Below are 17,486 nucleotides of genomic sequence, written 5' to 3'. Positions count from 1 at the left end.
AGCAGATTAACCATCCGCTGCGTCAACGCTCACGCCAGGGGTCGGGTTACGCAACCGGAAGCACTTGGGGCCAACTGGCCGGGTGGCGGCGGCAGGACCTCAACAGGCGCCGACCCACTCCTCCTGGCCGTCGGAGAAGCGCTGGTGCTTCCAGATCGGCACTTCGTGCTTGAGGTCGTCGATCAACTTGCGGCAGGCGGCGAAGGCCTCCGCGCGGTGCGGGCAGGAGACCGCCACGACGACCGCGAGGTCGCCCACCGCCAGGTCGCCGACGCGGTGGACGGCGGCCAGCGCGCGCACCGGATATTCGGCGACGACCTTCTCGGCCACCCGGCGCATCTCGGCCTCGGCCGTCGGGTGGGTCGAATAGCCGAGCTCGTCGACGTCCGCACCGCCGTCGTGATTGCGCACGGTCCCCACGAAGAGCGCCGTGCCACCCGCTGCGTCGTCGCCGACGGCCCGGAAGACCTCGTCCAGGGAGAGCGGTGCGTCACGGATCGCGAGGAGCCTGATGGGGTCCTGTGCGGCCTGCTCGCCGGGGTGGTCGTTCGTGGTGCGTGCCATGCGGCCATGGTGCCGCACGGCACGGACATCACGGAATAGCGTTTTCGCCCGGCACGCGTGCGTGCCGCGTTGGAGCTCTCTACAGGCCCGCGGCCGGGCCCTGGCGCGTCTCAGATCCGGCGCCGTGCCTTCCGTGCGCGCCGCACCACCGCCGCGGCGCCAAGCAGCGCGACCGTCGCACCCGCGGCACCCGCGGCCGTCGCGTCCTTGCGGCCCAGCCTGCGTCCCGCCACGGTCCGGCGCCCCGCGACCTCCTCGAGCAGCTCCGCGAGGACCTCCTCGTTGGTCCACTGCGGCCGCCAGCCCGCGTCGTGCAGCCTGCTGACGCTGACCACCCACGGGTACATCGTGTACGCGAGGTCACCGGCCGGAGACGGAGTGAGACCGATCCGGTGCAGCCGCGCGGCCGCGCCCAGGGCCACCGTGGAGGGCAGCTCCATGCGGCGGATCTCGCTGAGCTCCTCGACCTCTTCCTGCTCCAGCCAGCCGTCGCAGCCGACGGCCAGCTCCCCGTCGACCTTCTCCAGGACGGCGTACTCAAGAGCGCTGCACAGGTCCTCGACGTGGCAGAACTGCCAGGCGGGGCGCGAGCCCGCCACCACGAGCAGCCGGGGCGACTCGAAGTACCGCGTGAGCGCGGTGTCCGTGCCGCCCACCAGGATCGCGGGCCGCACCACGGTGACGTTCAGACCGGGGTGGGCCCGGGGCGCGCGCCGGGCGAGGCGCTCGACCTCCAAGAGGTCACCGACACCGGTCGCCTCCGCGGTGGCGCGCAGTTCGGCGTCTTCGGAGAGGGGCAGTTCGTTGTCGGACAGCGCTCCGTAGACCATCGCCGACGTGCAGAGCACGACGCGGTGGACACCGGCCGCGGCGGCGGCCGTCAGCACGGTCTGCGTGCCGCGCACGTTGTACGCCGTACGGGCCGCCGCGTCGGTCTCCAGGTCGAGATCGAGCGCGAGGTGGACCACGACGTCCGCGCCCCGCAGCTTCTCGGCGATGGCCGGGTCCCTGACGTCCAGGATGTGCCACTGGGCCTGGGCGCACTCGCCCCGCCGCTCGTCGATGGCAACGACCTGCTTGATCTCCTCGGACGCGGCCAGGCGCTCGGTCAGGAGCGCGCCCACGCCGGAGGCGGCGCCGGTGACGGCGACCACTGGCCCTCGGACGGGGGCCGGGGTTGAAAGGTTTCGCGCTGCGCGAACCTGTGGATCTGGGGAACTCACCAGGCGTCTCCAGCGGTTGTCTTCAGTAGATACGCGAATGACGCGTACGTACCAGGTGGCATCCATCCTGCCGCAGGCCATGAGTCGGCGAAGCACTGAGGCCCGATCCCGTCACGGTGTCTACGCTGGGTGGTGTTGTAAGGCAGCCGCCGCCGGAACCATACCGGCGGCCTGACGAGCCGAGGAATCCCGTGAGTGACACCCCATTCGGATTCGGCCTTCCGCCGGAGGAGCCGGAGAACGGCGACGAGGGCAAGAAGAAGGACACCCCCGGAGGGGGACAGGGCGGAGGACAGGGTCCCGGTGGCCCTGCGAACCCCTTGGGCTTCGGCGGCCTGCCCGGCGCTGGCGGCCCCGGCGGTGACAATCCGTTCGCCGCGATGTTCGGTTCGATGAATCCGAACGACCTGGGCGCCGCGTTCCAGCAGCTCGGCCAGATGCTCTCGTACGAGGGCGGGCCGGTGAACTGGGACATGGCCAAGGACATCGCCCGCCAGACCGTCTCCCAGGGGACGCCCGACGGCACCAAGGACGCGAGCGTCGGTCCCACGGAGCGCGGCGCGGTCGAGGAGGCCATCCGCCTCGCCGACCTGTGGCTCGACGACGCGACGTCCCTGCCGTCCGGCTCCGGCGTGGCCGTGGCCTGGAGCCGCGCCGAGTGGGTCGAGGCGACCCTTCCGGTGTGGAAGGAGCTCGTCGACCCGGTCGCCGAGCGGGTCGGCCTCGCCATGGGTGACGTGCTCCCCGAGGAGATGCAGGCCATGGCGGGCCCGCTGATCGGGATGATGCGCTCCATGGGCGGCGCCATGTTCGGCCAGCAGATCGGCCAGGCCGTGGGTGTGCTCGCGGGCGAGGTCGTCGGCTCCACCGACATCGGCCTGCCGCTCGGCCCGGCCGGCAAGGCCGCCCTGCTTCCGGTGAACGTCGAGGCCTTCGGCAAGGACCTGGGCGTCCCCCAGGAGGAGGTCCGGCTCTACCTCGCGTTGCGAGAGGCCGCCCACCAGCGGCTCTTCGCCCACGTGCCGTGGCTGCGCTCGCATCTGTTCGGCGCGGTCGAGGGGTACGCCCGCGGCATCAAGGTCGACACCGCCAAGCTGGAGGACGTGGTCGGCCAGCTCGACCCGCAGAACCCCGAGCAGCTTCAGGAAGCGCTCCAGCAGGGCATGTTCCAGCCCGAGGACACTCCCGCCCAGAAGGCCGCCCTGGCCCGCCTGGAGACGGCTCTCGCGCTCGTCGAGGGCTGGGTGGACGCGGTCGTGCACGCGGCGGCCAAGCCCCGCCTGTCGTCCGCCGACGCCCTCCGTGAGACGCTGCGCCGCCGTCGCGCGACGGGCGGCCCCGCGGAGCAGACGTTCGCCACGCTCATCGGCCTGGAGCTGCGCCCGCGCCGGCTGCGGGACGCCTCGCGCCTGTGGGCCTCGCTCACGGACGCGCGCGGCGTGGACGGGCGTGACGGCCTGTGGGCCCACCCGGACATGCTGCCGACGGCCTCGGACCTGGACGACCCGGACGGCTTCGTTCACCACGAGCAGCTGGACTTCTCCGAGCTGGACAAGATGCTCGGCGAGGCGGCGGGCGGCTCGTCCAAGCCGGACCTCAAGAAGGACACCAAGGACACCGAGGACGACGGCAACGCCAAGGGCGAGGACAAGGGCGACAGCGAGAAGTGAGCCTGTACGACGACACGGTCCTCGTCCTGAAGGGGTACGGGGACGAGGACCAGGAAGAGCTGCGCCAGTACTACCTGGACCATCTCGCCGCCCATCCCGAGGACGGCATGTGGAAGGCCTGCACGGACGGCCATGTGACGGCGAGCGCCCTGGTCATCGACCCGGTGCGCGGGCGCGTGCTGCTGACCCTGCACAAGAAGCTGCGGATGTGGCTTCAGATGGGCGGCCACTGCGAGCCGGGCGACCCGACCCTGGCCGCGGCCGCGCTGCGCGAGGCCACGGAGGAGTCGGGTGTGCCGGGTCTGACGCTCCTGCCGGGAGGCCCCGTCCGGCTGGACCGCCACCCGATTCCGGGCCCCTGCACGCAGCACCTCGACGTGCAGTACGCGGCGCTGGCCCCGCAGGACGCCGTCGAGGCGATCAGCGACGAGTCACTGGACCTGCGCTGGTTCGCGTACGACGAGGTGGCGGATGTGGCCGACGAGTCGGTCGTACGCCTGATGGAAGCAACGAGGGCACGGCTGTAGCCGTGCCCCGTAAGGGGCGCGGGGAGCTGCGCGACCAGTCACAACCGGCCCGCAGTTCCCCACGCTCCTCCTGGTTCTGTCTCGCCTGGAGAGGCTTCAGCTCCAGACGTTGCCTTGGTTCTGCCCCCGAGCGCCCTGCTGTCCGACGCCGAACTGGGCGCGCGCGCCCTGCCCGATAACGGCGTTCTGGGGCGGCAGCATCTCGCTCGGCTGGACGAGTGCGTAGCCCTGGCCCATGAAGCTGAGCTCCCAGCCCTCACCGGTGTTGCCGCGGCGCCGCCACACTCCCGAGGAGTGCGTCTGGGCCTGCATCTGGACCCGCAGACCGTTGGACCAGGCGACGATCGCGTCGGCGTCGGCGTTCACGTACTGGTCCGGCGTGACCTGCAGCATCAGCGGCTGCCCCGAGGTCATCAGGGCCACCTTGCCGCGGCCCGTGATGTTGAGCTGGTACTTGCCGGAGCCGGAGATGCCGTACTGGCTGTCCACGGCGATGACCTGATGGGTCAGCGACGAGTCGAGCGCGAGGACGTAGCTGCTGTCCACGGTCAGGCCGTCCTGGTCCACATCCACTACGTGGATGTACTGGGCGAGGTTGGCCAGATAGACCGTGCCCTGGCCGTGGCAGCGCATCAGGTCGAGGCCCTCACCGGTGTGCGCGCGGGCCCGCTGGTTGCCCTGGCTCTGGTACTCGGCGTCGAACTCGACCAGACCCTGATAGGCGACCATGGCGCCCTTGCGGGCCAGGATGTCGTCGTGGCCCGCGAGGGCGACCCGCAGCAGCTGCGGGTTCTGGACGGTGTAGCGCTCCTGAGTCTGCTGCTCGGTGTGCGCGAAAAGTGGGCTCTGCATGGTGTGTTGCTCCCCCTCAGCCCCGAGCTCGGAGACGGTCGGTGCTGTCCTCGCTGGGCTGTACGACGACGATGCCCTCCCCGGAGAAGCCCATCTGGTAGGCCTCACCGCTGCCGCGCCCGATGAGCGAACCGGCCTTGAAGCTGCGCTTGCCCTTCACCTTGAGGTTCGGGGACCAGGCGATCAGGGCGTCCGGGTCGACGTACGTCTCGTCATCGCCGCGGCCGCAGTCGACGACGATCGGGGTGCCGCGGGAGGTCAGCGCCACCCAGCCCTGGCCGGAGATCTTGATGTTCCACAGGCCCTGACCGGTGAACTTGGCCAGGCCCTTGACCCGCTCGACGCCCCACTGGAGGTTCGCGTCGAAGGCCAGGAGGTTCGTGCCGTTCACCGAGAGCGAGTCGCCCGCCAGATTGATGACGACGACGTCGGCTCCGTAGTCGGCGAGGTAGAGCAGGCCGTCTCCGGAGCACTTCATCAGAGGTGCGCCTTCGCCGGTCATCCACTCCTTGGCGATTTGGCGGACCGCGGGCGGATTGGGCTCGTACTGCACGAAGCCTTCGTAGGCGACCATCGAACCCACGCGTGCGAGCAGGTCGTTTCCGGTCTGCATCGCCACCTTGACCATGTGGTGGCCGTGGTTCTCCATACGGGCGGCGACAGGCGCCGGGGCAAAGCCCGCGAGTTGCTGATTCATGACGGGCTCCCTCAGACCTCGTACGGCTGGACGATGATGAAGTTGCCGGGCGCACCCCGGAACTGGAGGTTCACGCTCTCCCCCGTGGAGCCCGCGGACGCGTTGCTGCGCAGCCGCACCTGGCTGGAGACGATCGCCTGGGACGCCGCCGACCAGGCGACCACGGCGTGGCAGTCGGCGAACGTCGTCGGCGTGACGGGCAGGACGACGGGCACACCGTGCGTCTTGACGATGACCGTGCCGGTGCCCTGGAACTGCATCACGAACAGCGCGCCACCGGGGATGCCGTGGCCCTCGATCCTGCGCACCTCGTGCTGGAGGGACTCGTCGAACGCGAGGACGTTCTCCGCGGAGACGCAGATCGCGTCCCCCTGGAGCTCGATGGGGTGCAGGTAGGTGGCTTCTTCGGCGAGGAAGACCTGGCCCCGACCGGAGCAGCGCATCAACTGCATCTCCTGGCCGGTGGAATTGCCCACGACGCGGCCCGCGAAGCCCGCGCCCTTGTAGCTGAATTCGACCTTGCCCTGGTAAAGCACCATGCTGCCCTGCCGGGCGAGCACGGCCTGCTCGCTGACGCCGAGATCGACGCGGATCAGCTTCTCGTTCTGCTGCGTCCAGCGCTGCCCGGTGGGGGCCTCGCGGTACTTCTGGAGAGCGGCGGCCACACCTCCGCCCTGAGGGGCCGCGCCTTGCGGGGCGCCGGGCTGGCCGGGGAACTGGCCGGGTGGCTGCTGGCCGTAGCCGGGAGGCATCGGGGCGCTCGACTGCTGACCGTAACCGGGAGGCATTGGGGCACTCGGCTGCTGACCGTAACCGGGCGGCGGAGGCGGCGGGGGCGCCGATTGGCCGGGGACCTGGCCGAACTGCGGCTGGTTCATCGGCGCCACGATGGTCTGCGCGGCGTGCACCGAGGGGTCCACCGGGGCCGGGGCGGGCGGCGGAGTGGCACCCTGCGGCGGCGCGAAATGCTGGGCCGGGGCCGGGGCCGGGGCGGGCGCGGGGGCCGGAGCCGGTGCCGGGGTCTGGGCGGGTGCGGCGGGGGCGCCGAACGCGGGCGGCGCGGCGGCCTGGCCGGGCGGCGCGAAGGACGGGGCGCCGGCCTGCGGTGGCTGCGGCGCGGGCTCCTCCTCGGCGACCTCGCCACCGAAGTTCTTCAGGAGTGCGTCGAGGCCTCCGTCGAAGCCCTGGCCGATCGCGGCGAACCGCCAGACGTCCTTCATGTAGAAGTCGCCCAGCATCACGGCACGCTCCGTGGAGAACTCCGCGCCGTTGAAGGAGTAGCGGGCCACTTCCTCGCCGCCCGCGACGATCCGGATGTACCCGGGGGCGACCTGCGACATCTGCCCGGCGCCGTCGATCGTCGCCGTGAACGACAACTTCTTGATCTGCGGCGGAATCCGGTCGAGCGTGACCCGGAAGGACTCCGTGTCGCCGGCCTGCGCGCCGAGGAGCTGGATGGACTCCTCGGGAGACTTCGGCTGGTTGAAGAAGATGAAGTAACTGTCGTCCGACAGGCGCTCGTCCGCGTCCAGGCCGAAGCAGCTGATGTCGAAGCTCAGTCCGGGGGCGGAGATCTGCACACCTACGTACAGATCGGTCCCCGCGGTGAGGTCACTGATCTTGGCCTTGTGGCCGCGTTGGAATTCCCTGGCCATACGTAACGACCGTCCCCCATCCCGAATGTAAATGCGTCGCGCCAGGCTAACCGCAAACTCGGACAGCGGACCAAGCCGGTACAGACCCGGTACACAACCCGCGCGCCCGGCGGAAGTTCACTCGTCGCGGGCAGCGAGCAGATGGGGCAGCCGGTCGGCCGCGACCACACCTTCGAGGTACCCACGAGCCCGCTCCGTACGGGGATACGCCTCGAGGAGCTGCCAGAAATCAGGTCCGTGCCCGGGGACGAGGAGATGCGCGAGCTCATGGACGAGGACGTAGTCGACGACGTACTCGGGCATGCCCTGCAACCGGTGCGAAAGGCGGATGCTGCCCTCCGACGGGGTGCACGAACCCCACCGGGTGTTCTGGTTCGTGACCCAGCGAACGGACGTGGGCCTGGCGCGACCGTCGAAGTACTGCTCGGAGAGACGCTCGGCGCGCTCGGCGAGCTCCGCGTCGCCCAGGACCCGTTTGCTCTCCTGGGCCGCGAGCTTGTCGAGCATGACGTTGACCCAGCGCTGTTCCTCGGCCTCGGACATGCGGGCGGGGATGAGCACGACGGTGCGATCGCCCTCTCGGTACGCGGAGACCGTTCTGCGGCGGCGGGCGCTCCGTCTGACCTCGACCGCGCTCGTCCGCGGGCCGGGTGACGGCGGGCTGGTCGTGCTGCGCTGTGGGTTTCCGGCGCGGTGCAGTGGGTCGGCGGGCACGCCCCGACGTTACCCGCTGGGCGTGGGGGAAGTCCCGCCTCCGGGACGGTTCGGCGGGGTATCGCTCCCCGTGCGATCGATTAGTACGACGAATACCCCCTGCCTGTGGACAACGCTCGGCGGCCGTCCGGCGGGGCGGGCATTCTGGCTGTCGACCGGTGATGCGGACGGGGACAGCGCCGGAGGAACACGGGGAACCACGGGGGATGAAGACCATGCATCCGATCTTGAAACCGGCGCTGCGGCGCGGCTGGCGCGATCTGAACACCATCCAGTTCGGCGTGGCGCCCGCGCATGCCCTGGTGCTCGGCCCTGTCGACACGGCGACGGGCAGCTTTCTCCAGCTCCTGGACGGGACACGCGGGCTGCCGCTCCTGCGCGACGAGGGCAAGCGGATGGGCCTGCCCGACGATCACGTGGACAAGCTCGTGCGGCGGCTGTCCAGAGCCGGGCTCATCGACGACGCGAAGGGAGGAGGCGCGGCGGCCGACGCCTTGCGCAAGCGGACATCGGCCATGGACCGGCTGCGCCCGGATCTGGCCTCCCTGTCGGTCGTGACTCCCGAACCGGGCGACGGGATGAGGAAGCTGGCGGCGCGTCGCGCGATGCGGGTGCAGGTCCGGGGAGCGGGCCGGGTGGGGGCGGTGGTGGCCTCGGTCCTGTCCGGGGCGGGCGTGGGGCAGGTCGACGTGATGGAGGGGGGAGTCGTCGAACCCTGGGATGTGGCGCCGGGCGGTCTGCCCGCCGACGCGGTCGGACACCGCAGGGACACGGCGGCGCGGAAGGTCGTGCGGCAGTCGGCTCCGGACCGGCCGGACCGCCGGGGCCGGAAGGAGGCTCAGGCGCCGGGCGAAGGGGAGCCGGGTCTCTCCCTCGTGATCATCGCCCCGCGGGACGGGCTCGACGTCCACGCACCCGATCCGCTCACCGCTGAGCCGCTCGTCTCGTCGGGGACGCCTCATCTCTATGCGGGTGTGATCGAGGGAACCGGAGTGGTCGGGCCGCTCGTCCTGCCGGGGACGACAGCCTGCGCGGGGTGTCTGGCTCTGGACCGCGCGGACCGTGATCCGACCTGGCCGCGCATGCTGGCGCAGTGGCGTTCGGGACGCGCGCGCCATGTGCACGCATGCGACCTGGCACTGTCGACCACGGTCGCAGGCCTTGCCGCTGCGCATGCCCTGGCCTTTCTGGACGGGGCGGCACCGGCGAGCGCCGGGGTCCGCTGGGAGGCGTCCGTGCCCGGATTCGACTGGCACGCACGGCCGGTGCCACCGCATCTCACGTGCCCGTGCGGGGCGGGTGTGGTGGATAAGGGGGAACACCTCGCCAGGGACACAGAGCCGCACGACACAATGGCCGGGTAACCGCCTGCGAGGGCGTGGCTGTCTGGGACTTGGAGGGGCGCATGTCTGATCTTCCCCGGAAGGCGGTAACCCGTACCGCCAAACTGGCCGCGCTGCCACTCGGCTTCGCCGGGCGGGCGACCTGGGGGCTCGGCAAGCGGATCGGGGGCAAGTCGGCGGAGATCGTCGGCCGTGAGCTGCAACAGCGCACGGCGGAGCAGCTGTTCAAGGTGCTCGGCGAGCTCAAGGGCGGGGCCATGAAGTTCGGCCAGGCTCTGTCGGTCTTCGAGTCGGCGCTGCCTGAGGAGGTCGCGGGGCCGTATCGCGCCGCGCTGACGAAGCTGCAGGAAGCGGCGCCGCCGATGCCGACGCGCACCGTGCACGCCGTGCTCGCGGAGCGGCTGGGTGAGGACTGGCGCGAGCTGTTCCTGGAGTTCGAGGACAAGCCGGCCGCCGCCGCCTCGATAGGCCAGGTCCACCGGGCGGTGTGGGAGGACGGGCGCGAGGTCGCGGTCAAGGTGCAGTATCCGGGGGCGGGCGAGGCGCTGCTCTCCGACCTGAACCAACTCAGCAGGTTCGCCCGGCTCCTGGGGCCGCTGATCCCGGGCATGGACATCAAGCCGCTCATCGCGGAGCTGCGCGACCGGGTCTCCGAGGAGCTCGACTACGGCCTGGAGGCCCAGGCTCAGCGGGCGCACGCCGAGGAGTTCGCGGACGATCCGGATGTCGTGGTGCCCGATGTGGTGCATCAGTGCGAGCAGGTCCTGGTGACCGAGTGGATCGACGGGATTCCGCTGTCGGACGTGATCGCGGACGGCACGCAGGAGCAGCGGGACCGGGCGGGACAGCTCCTTGCCCGTTTCCTCTTCTCGGGCCCCGCGCGCACCGGCCTGCTGCACGCCGACCCGCATCCGGGCAACTTCCGTCTGCTGCCCGACGAGAAGGACGGCTGGCGGCTCGGGGTCCTCGACTTCGGCACGGTGGACCGGCTGCCCGGGGGGCTCCCCCCGACCATCGGCCGCTCCCTGCGGATGACGCTCGACGGCGAGGCCGACGCGGTCTACGCGATGTTGTGCGAGGAGGACTTCGTCCAGGATTCCGTGGAGCTCGAACCGGACGCGGTGCTCGACTATCTGCTGCCGATCATCGAACCGATGCTGGTGGAGGAGTTCACCTTCACCCGCGGCTGGATGCGCGGCCAGGCAGCGCGGGTGGCCGATCCCCGGTCCCCCGCCTATCAGTTGGGCAAGCGGCTGAATCTCCCGCCGTCGTATCTGCTGATCCACCGTGTGACGTTGAGCACGATCGGGGTGCTCTGTCAGCTCGGAGCGACGGTGCGGATGCGGGAAGAGCTCGAGGAGTGGCTGCCGGGCTTCCTGGACGAGGAGCCGGAGGACGAGGGGGACCTCACCACCGGGTAGGCGGTAGGCCTCACCACGGGGTAGACCTCACCACCAGGTGGAGTCGAGTCGTCCCTCGATGGCCCTGAGGTTCTCGCGGGCGCAGGAGTCGCAGAAGTAGCGACGGACGCCGTTCTCCACGGAGCAGGTCCAGGTGGGTGGCGCGCCTTCGGCGACCTTGCCGCAGCAGTAACACACGAGATTCTCGGCATTCTCGATGCCCGCGGGCTGAGGAGTCTGCTGGTCCACCCGGCGACCATATCGCCGCTCCCGGAGGTTCGCCCGGCACAACGCACCGCGGGGGCCGGTCCGTTCGGACCGGCCCCCGCGGGCATCGTGGTGAAGCTCAGTCAGCGTGTCGGCCGGCTCGTCACTGCATGACGGCGATGGCGAGCGCGCGCCTGGCGCGCAGCGACGCGCGCTCGGCACGGCGCTGCATCCGGCGGGCCGCCATCAGCCGGGCGGCCGGGCGCTGGGCCTCGGCCTCACGCATGCGTTCGTGCATATGCGCACGAGCCAAGGCTTCTGGGATGAGTTGCATCTCGCGGGTCCTGTTCTGGCGCGAGTCGTTCGCGCCGGTGGTGGTGAAGTCTGAGGTTGCGGAGCGCGCGGGCTCGGCGGTGGCTGCCTTCATCGGGGCCTGCTTCTTGGGGTCGTGCGTCAGGGGGCGATCGATCGTTCCGGTGATGCTCATGCCGCAACCGGGTTCTTGCGCGGACGGCCACGCGGCCGCTTGCGGGCAACGACGACACCCTGGACGAAGAGCTCGCCGCCCCAGACACCCCACGGCTCACGCCGCTCCTTGGCGCCGGCCAGGCAGGCCTCCATCAGCGGGCAGGTACGGCAGAGGGACTTGGCGTACTCGACGTCGGCGGGCGACTCGGCGAAGAAGACCTCAGGGTCGTAGGCACGGCAGGGAACGGGTACGCCGAGGTTCTCGATGGCGTCGTCGAGCGCGGTGAGCGCGGTCAGGGGAGTCAAGGTCGGGTCCTCCGTGGGAGCGGGCGGGGGGAGAGTCTCTGAAGGCGGTACGGACGGGGCGTGCGCTTCGAGTTGCACGGTGTTGTTTTCCTCGTCTGGTCGTGCCGGCCTGGGTCGGCCGGTTGGCGGCTGGTACCGGGTCTTGCTCGGCCCCTTCGCTCCGTCATCCCGTTTTGGGGAAAACAGAAGGGCCGCGGATCCCGGGTGGGGTTCCGCGGCCCTGGAAGGCGCCGGTCTGATCGAGGATCAGACTGGATCACTCCAGGGTTCGAGCCCACGGAAGGCCCACATCGTGTGGTGCTGCTGCGTCTGGTGCTGCGTCGTCTGCTTCTTGGATCCGGCACCGGCTGCGGCAAAGGCATAGGCCTGCGCCTGTGCCGTCGCTACTGCTTCCGGTGCCTTGGTCGCTCGCTCGCTGCCTTCATTGACCTCACGCATCGGAAGCACGTTGAGAGCGGTGCTGGCGGCGCGCGGGAACAGAGGCAGGACAGAGGACTCCGGACGGATGGCGGCGGCAGCGATGCCACCGGACAGACCGGTGCCCAGGTTCGAGAAGCCGAGCAGGCAGGAAGCGACGACCGAGCGATCGGTCATTTTCGCGGTGCTGATGAAGCTCTCGTTGATGCTGATCACTGGAATCGCCTCCTCTCGGCGTCTATGGGATCGGCCGGAACCGATCCTGCGGGCGGACTATTAAGTACAGCACGAGGCCAGGGCTTCGGAGAAGCCGCCGTTCCCGTGCTTAAGAACCTATGGGTCTTCCTTGCGCATGCGCAAACTATTTTTTCGACGAGTTTGAATCAGTTGCCATCGGCGCCCCTTACACGCTCCTCACCTGCACAAATGGCGAGGACATCAGATCCGAAGCGGTTGAGCTTGCGCACGCCGACGCCCGGGATCCGGGCCAGCTCGCCCTCTTCGTCGGGTGCGGCCTCCGCGATGGCGATCAAGGTCTTGTCCGTGAACACGCAGTACGCGGGCTGTCCAAGGATCTCCGCCTGGCCCGAGCGCCACTCCCGCAGCCGTTCGTAGAGCCCTTCGTCCATGTCGGACGGGCAGTCCTCGCACCGCATGAGCTTCATCTCGCCCGCGTCGGTCAGGGTCCGCCCGCAGACCCGGCACCGGGCCGGGGACCTGCTCGTCCTTCGGCGGCTCCTGGCGCCGCCGCTCTCCCCGCCGCCGCTCCCGCGCTCGACGCCGCCGGGTCCGCCGCCCGCGGCGCGCGCTCCGGTGCCCGCCCCCGAGCCCGGCCGCAGCCCGTCCAGGAAGCGGCTGGGCCGGCGTCCCGCGCGACCGCCCGGCGAACGCGACAGTGCCCAGGAGAGGGAGAGGTGAACACGGGCCCGGGTGACACCCACGTACAAGAGGCGGCGCTCTTCCTCCACCTGCTCGTCGGTCTTGGCGTACGTGATCGGCATCATGCCCTCGGCGAGGCCGACCAGGAAGACGGCGTCCCACTCCAGGCCCTTGGCGGCGTGCAGCGAGGCGAGGGTGACGCCCTCGACGGTCGGCGCGTGCTGGGCGCTCGCGCGCTCGTCGAGCTCCCCCACGAGGTCGGAGAGCGTCGCGTCCGGCTTGGCCCGCGCAAAGTCCTCGGCGAGGCGCACCAGGGCCGCCAGGGACTCCCAGCGGTCGCGGGCCGCGCCGGAGCCGGCCGGGGGCTGTGTCGTCCAGCCCTTCGTGGACAGGACGGCCCGCACCTGTGAGGGGAGGTCGACGACGTCGTCGAGCAGGGAGTCGTTGCCCCCGAAGCGTGCCGCGCCGCGCAGCGCGGCGCCGGCCTCCCTGACCTCGGTGCGCTCGAAGAACCGCTCGGCGCCCCGCAGCTGATAGGGCACACCGGCGTCGGCGAGCGCTTGTTCGTAGATCTCGGACTGGGAGTTCGTGCGGAACAGGACCGCGATCTCGCTCGCCGGGACTCCGTCGGCGATGAGGGCCCGGATGCGGCGGGCGGCGCCTTCGGCCTCGGCGGGCTCGTCCGCGTACTCGGTGTAGACCGGTTCGGCCCCGGCCTCGCGCTGGGAGATCAGTTCGAGGCGGTGGTCCGCGGCGCGGCCGCGGGCCTGGGAGAGCAGGCCGTTGGCGAGGTGGACGACCTGGGGTGTGGAGCGGTAGTCCCTGACGAGCTTGACGACCGTCGCCCCGGGGTGGCGGGTGCGGAAGTTCAGCAGGTGGTCGGGGGTCGCGCCGGTGAAGGAGTAGATCGTCTGGCTGGCGTCGCCGACGACGCAGAGGCTGTCGCGGTCGCCGAGCCACAGCTCCAGCAGGCGCTGCTGGAGCGGGCTGACGTCCTGATACTCGTCGACCACGAAGTGTTGGTACTGGGCGCGGACCTGGTCGGCGATGTCGTGGCGGTCCTGGAGGATGCCGACGGCCAGGAGCAGGACGTCTTCGAAGTCGATGACGGAGCGGTCGCGCTTGAGGTCTTCGTACGCGCCGTAGATCTGGGCGATCTCCGCGGCGTCCCGGGGGATGAGGCGGCCCGACTTCGCGGCGGCGGCCGCGTAGTCGGCGGGGACGGTCTGGGTGACCTTGGACCACTCGATCTCGCTCGTCACGTCGCGCAGTTCGTTGCGGTCGAGGCGGATGCGCGATGCGGCCGCCGCGTCCGCGACCAGCTTGATCTTGCGGTCGACGATCCGGGGCAGCTGGCCGCCGACTGCTTTCGGCCAGAAGAACTGGAGCTGGCGCAGGGCCGCGGAGTGGAACGTGCGCGCCTGGACCCCGGAGGCGCCGAGCTGGCGGAGGCGGCCGCGCATCTCGCCCGCCGCGCGGTTGGTGAACGTGACGGCGAGCACGCTGGCGGGCTGGAGGATTCCGGCGCGCACGCCGTAGGCGATCCGGTGCGTGATCGCCCGTGTCTTGCCCGTGCCCGCGCCTGCCAGGACGCACACCGGCCCGTGCAGGGCGGTGGCCACCTCGCGCTGCTCGGGGTCGAGCCCGGCGAGCACCGCGTCGGCAGAGTCCGGGACCTGCGGGAAGAGGGTGGAGTGCGTTGCTGCTGTCACCCCGCCATGCTGCCAGGTCGCCGGAGGCGCGTGAGCCGGTTGTCCACAGGGAGGCCGGTGCGGTCGTACTAATGCGGGAATGGTGGCCGGGTCGCGTACGTTCGAGTCTTTGCGATGACGCATGCCGAGCAACAAAGGAGCGCGAGACACATGCCGGGCACTGTGACGATGTACAGCACCACGTGGTGCGGCTACTGCCGCCGGCTCAAGGGCCAGATGGACCGCGAGGGCATCACGTACAACGAGATCAACATTGAGCACGACCCGGACTCCGCGGCCTTCGTCGAGAAGGCGAACGGCGGAAACCAGACGGTTCCCACCGTTCTCTTCCCCGACGGCTCGACGCTGACGAACCCGTCGCTGGCGCAGGTGAAGCAGAAGCTGGCCGCCTGAGCGGCCGGGCCTGACCTGATGTCAGGCCCCTAGCCGACGGTGCCCGGCTTCGGCAGGGGCTTGCCGTACCAGAGCTCGATCAGTCGGGCCGCAATCGAGATCCCGTAGGGAGGCAGGACCTCCCCGGACTCGAATGCGGCCCGCAGGTCTTCCCGGGAGAACCATCGGGCCTCGGAGATCTCCTCGCCGTCCACGTTGATCTCCGACGACGTGGCGGCGGCCATGAAGCCCAGCATCAGGCTGGAGGGGAACGGCCAGGGCTGGCTCGCGACGTACTCGACGTCGCCGACCGTGACTCCGGCCTCCTCCCACACCTCGCGCCGCACCGACGTCTCGATGGACTCGCCCGGCTCCACGAAGCCCGCGAGCGTAGAGAAGCGGCCCTCGGGCCAGTGCACCTGGCGGCCGAGGAGCGCGCGGTCCTGGTCGTCCGTCACGAGCATGATCACGGCCGGGTCCGTACGCGGGTAGTGCTCGGCGCCGCACGCCTGGCAGCGGCGGATGTGGCCGGCCGCCGCGATGACGGTGCGCTCGCCGCAGCGCGAGCAGAAGCGGTGCAGGCGCTGCCAGTTCTCCAGGGCGACGGCGTGCACCATCAGGCCCGCGTCACGGGGCGACAGGAGGAGCCCCGCCTCGCGCAGGCCCGCGGGGCGCGCCTGCTGGTCCATGCGGCCGGGCAGGGAGTCCTTCTGCAGCGCGAAGTAGCTGACGCCGTCGTCGTCCGTCCCCAGGAAGTAACGGTGGGCCTCGGTGAGGGGCGCCTCGAAGGACGGGGTCATCACCAGTTCGGTGCTGCCGTCCGGTGTCTCGTCGATGAGCACCTGACCGCCGGAGACCACGAAGACCCGTGTCGTGGGGTGGCTCCAGGCGGCGGCGAGCCAGGCCTCGTCGAGGCGGTGGTGGGCCGCGCGGTCGATGCCGCTCGGCGCGGTGAGCGAGACGGGACGATCAGCGGCGCGGTCGGTCCAGGTGGTCACAGGTGCTTCCAACTCCCCCGATGGAATGGGTGGTTCAGCAAGGTCGGCAAGGCGGGGCTCAGTGTGCATCGCGCCAGTGCTCGGCGAGATCGCCCCACAGGTAGGCCGTCGTCTCGACTCCCTTGAGGAGCAGATCGAGTTCGACCTTCTCGTTCGGCGCGTGCCAGCCGTCGGACGGCACGGAGATGCCCAGGAAGAGCACGGGGGCGGCCAGTACGTCCTGGAGGTCGGCCGCCGGTCCCGAACCGCCCTCCCGGGTGAAGCGGATCGGCTGCTCGAAGGCCCGGCCCATCGCCCGTACGACTGACCGCAGGGCGGGGTGGTCCAGCGGCGTCAGGCACGGGCGCGTGGCGGCGCCGAAGGTGATCGTGTGACTGATCCCGGCCGGCAGCTGGTCGGCGACCCAGGTGCGTACGGCCTCCTCGACGCGGTCCGGGTCCTGGCCCGCCACGAGCCGGAAGGAGAGCTTCAGGAAGGCGGACGACGGAACGATCGTCTTGCCGCCCGGTCCTTGATAGCCGCCTCCGATGCCGTTGACCTCGGCGGTGGGGCGGGCCCAGATGCGCTCCAGGGTGGTGTGACCCGCTTCTCCGTACGTCGCGCGCGACTTGGCCGTACGCAGCCAGCGCTCCTCGTCGAAGGGCAGCTCGGCGAAGAGTTCGCGCTCGCGGTCGGTGAGTTCGGTGATGCCTTCGTAGAAGCCCGGTACGGCTACGCGCGCGTGCTCGTCGTGCAGCGCGGCGACGAGACGGGCGGCCGCGGTCGCCGGGTTCGGGACGGCGCCGCCGAAGGAGCCCGAGTGGATGTCCTGGTCGGGGCCGCGCAACTCGATCTCGCAGTCGGCGAGGCCGCGCATGCCGGTACAGACCGTGGGGGTGTCCTCCGCCCACATGCCGGTGTCCGAGACGATCACCGCGTCGGCCGCTATGCGCTCCCTGTGCTCCTCGATCAGCGCGCGGAAGTGCGGGGAGCCCGATTCCTCCTCGCCCTCGATCAGGAGCTTCAGGTTCACCGCGGGGGCGGTGCGGCCGGTGGCGGCGAGGTGGGCGCGGACGCCGAGTGTGTGGAAGAACACCTGGCCCTTGTCGTCGGCGGCACCGCGCGCGTAGAGGCGGTTGCCCTGGACGACGGGCTCGAAGGGGTCCGTGTGCCAGCCGTCCTCGCGGGCCGCGGGCTGCACGTCGTGATGGCCGTAGACGAGGACCGTGGGGGCCTCGGGGTCCCCGGAGTGCCACTCGGCGAAGACGGCGGGAGCGCCGGCCGTCTGCCAGACCTCGGCGGTCGGGAAGCCGGTCTCCTTGAGCTGGGCGGCGAGCCAGTCCGCGCTGCGCCGCACGTCCTGTGCGTGGTCGGGCTGTGCCGACACGGACGGGATGCGCAGCCACTCGGCGAGATCGTCGAGGAAGGCGGAACGGTGGGTCTCAATGTACGTACGAACGGCGCTGACGCCACTGACGTCACTGTCAACGGACTGGCTCATGG

Annotated in this window: 18 protein-coding genes; 5 read left to right on the top strand and 13 right to left on the bottom strand. The window is 70.7% G+C overall.

The window, feature by feature from the left end; genetic code table 11:
• Positions 1–99 precede the first annotated feature (99 nt).
• Both E5671_RS30620 and E5671_RS30615 read right to left on the bottom strand, forming a co-directional pair.
• Positions 100–564: a molybdenum cofactor biosynthesis protein MoaE gene (locus E5671_RS30620; RefSeq protein WP_160507121.1), complete on the bottom strand. Its 465-nt coding sequence runs from the start codon at positions 562–564 to the stop codon at positions 100–102.
• 110 nt (positions 565–674) lie between these two features.
• Positions 675–1,787, bottom strand: coding sequence for an NAD-dependent epimerase/dehydratase family protein (locus tag E5671_RS30615; protein ID WP_160507120.1), 1,113 nt, complete (start codon positions 1,785–1,787; stop codon positions 675–677).
• 191 nt (positions 1,788–1,978) lie between these two features.
• Between E5671_RS30615 and E5671_RS30610 the strand changes: the two genes are divergently transcribed.
• Both E5671_RS30610 and E5671_RS30605 read left to right on the top strand, forming a co-directional pair.
• Positions 1,979–3,457, top strand: coding sequence for a zinc-dependent metalloprotease (locus E5671_RS30610; protein WP_160507119.1), 1,479 nt, complete (start codon positions 1,979–1,981; stop codon positions 3,455–3,457).
• Positions 3,454–3,984: an NUDIX domain-containing protein gene (locus tag E5671_RS30605; protein ID WP_160507118.1), complete on the top strand. Its 531-nt coding sequence runs from the start codon at positions 3,454–3,456 to the stop codon at positions 3,982–3,984. The genes E5671_RS30610 and E5671_RS30605 overlap by 4 nt, the downstream gene beginning before the upstream one ends.
• Before the next feature lie 96 nt (positions 3,985–4,080).
• On the opposite strand, the gene E5671_RS30600 is transcribed toward E5671_RS30605, so the two are convergent.
• The 4 genes from E5671_RS30600 to E5671_RS30585 form a co-directional block, all read right to left on the bottom strand.
• Positions 4,081–4,836, bottom strand: a complete 756-nt coding sequence (locus E5671_RS30600) for an AIM24 family protein (RefSeq protein WP_160507117.1) — start codon at positions 4,834–4,836, stop codon at positions 4,081–4,083.
• A gap of 16 nt (positions 4,837–4,852) precedes the next feature.
• A complete protein-coding gene (locus E5671_RS30595; protein ID WP_160507116.1) occupies positions 4,853–5,533 on the bottom strand; it encodes an AIM24 family protein in 681 nt (226 codons plus the stop codon).
• An 11-nt stretch (positions 5,534–5,544) separates the two neighbouring features.
• Complete coding sequence (locus E5671_RS30590) at positions 5,545–7,188, bottom strand: TerD family protein (RefSeq protein WP_160507115.1); 1,644 nt, start codon at positions 7,186–7,188, stop codon at positions 5,545–5,547.
• A 117-nt stretch (positions 7,189–7,305) separates the two neighbouring features.
• Entirely contained in the window at positions 7,306–7,902 is a 597-nt protein-coding gene (locus E5671_RS30585) for a SprT-like domain-containing protein (RefSeq protein ID WP_160507114.1), read from the bottom strand.
• A gap of 215 nt (positions 7,903–8,117) precedes the next feature.
• Between E5671_RS30585 and E5671_RS30580 the strand changes: the two genes are divergently transcribed.
• Complete coding sequence (locus tag E5671_RS30580; RefSeq protein WP_160507113.1) at positions 8,118–9,266, top strand: ThiF family adenylyltransferase; 1,149 nt, start codon at positions 8,118–8,120, stop codon at positions 9,264–9,266.
• Positions 9,267–9,307: 41 nt separating this feature from the next.
• Positions 9,308–10,666, top strand: a complete 1,359-nt coding sequence (locus tag E5671_RS30575) for an ABC1 kinase family protein (protein ID WP_160507112.1) — start codon at positions 9,308–9,310, stop codon at positions 10,664–10,666.
• Between the two features lie 27 nt (positions 10,667–10,693).
• Here E5671_RS30575 and E5671_RS30570 read toward each other — a convergent pair whose 3' ends face one another.
• The 5 genes from E5671_RS30570 to E5671_RS30550 all read right to left on the bottom strand — a co-directional run bounded on the left by E5671_RS30570 (position 10,694) and on the right by E5671_RS30550 (position 14,757).
• Entirely contained in the window at positions 10,694–10,894 is a 201-nt protein-coding gene (locus tag E5671_RS30570) for a hypothetical protein (RefSeq protein ID WP_160507111.1), read from the bottom strand.
• A 121-nt stretch (positions 10,895–11,015) separates the two neighbouring features.
• Positions 11,016–11,339, bottom strand: a complete 324-nt coding sequence (locus E5671_RS30565; RefSeq protein WP_160507110.1) for a hypothetical protein — start codon at positions 11,337–11,339, stop codon at positions 11,016–11,018.
• Positions 11,336–11,704: a WhiB family transcriptional regulator gene (locus tag E5671_RS30560; protein ID WP_160507109.1), complete on the bottom strand. Its 369-nt coding sequence runs from the start codon at positions 11,702–11,704 to the stop codon at positions 11,336–11,338. Before E5671_RS30560 ends, E5671_RS30565 begins: the two co-directional genes overlap by 4 nt.
• Before the next feature lie 168 nt (positions 11,705–11,872).
• Entirely contained in the window at positions 11,873–12,259 is a 387-nt protein-coding gene (locus E5671_RS30555) for a hypothetical protein (RefSeq protein ID WP_160507108.1), read from the bottom strand.
• A 167-nt stretch (positions 12,260–12,426) separates the two neighbouring features.
• Positions 12,427–14,757: an ATP-dependent DNA helicase UvrD2 gene (locus tag E5671_RS30550; protein ID WP_202121317.1), complete on the bottom strand. Its 2,331-nt coding sequence runs from the start codon at positions 14,755–14,757 to the stop codon at positions 12,427–12,429.
• Between the two features lie 27 nt (positions 14,758–14,784).
• On the opposite strand from E5671_RS30550, the gene E5671_RS30545 reads away from it, so the two are divergent.
• Positions 14,785–15,027 (top strand): mycoredoxin, encoded by a 243-nt coding sequence (locus E5671_RS30545; protein ID WP_160507106.1) that lies wholly within the window; start codon positions 14,785–14,787, stop codon positions 15,025–15,027.
• A 29-nt stretch (positions 15,028–15,056) separates the two neighbouring features.
• Here E5671_RS30545 and nudC read toward each other — a convergent pair whose 3' ends face one another.
• A complete protein-coding gene (gene nudC, locus E5671_RS30540; protein WP_160507105.1) occupies positions 15,057–16,004 on the bottom strand; it encodes an NAD(+) diphosphatase in 948 nt (315 codons plus the stop codon).
• A gap of 58 nt (positions 16,005–16,062) precedes the next feature.
• Positions 16,063–17,484, bottom strand: a complete 1,422-nt coding sequence (locus E5671_RS30535) for a dipeptidase (protein ID WP_160507104.1) — start codon at positions 17,482–17,484, stop codon at positions 16,063–16,065.
• Between the last annotated feature and the right edge of the window lie 2 nt (positions 17,485–17,486).

Origin of the sequence: Streptomyces sp. BA2, from assembly GCF_009769735.1 — a bacterium.
Lineage (GTDB): Bacteria > Actinomycetota > Actinomycetes > Streptomycetales > Streptomycetaceae > Streptomyces.
This window is presented reverse-complemented; position numbering and strand designations above follow the sequence as displayed.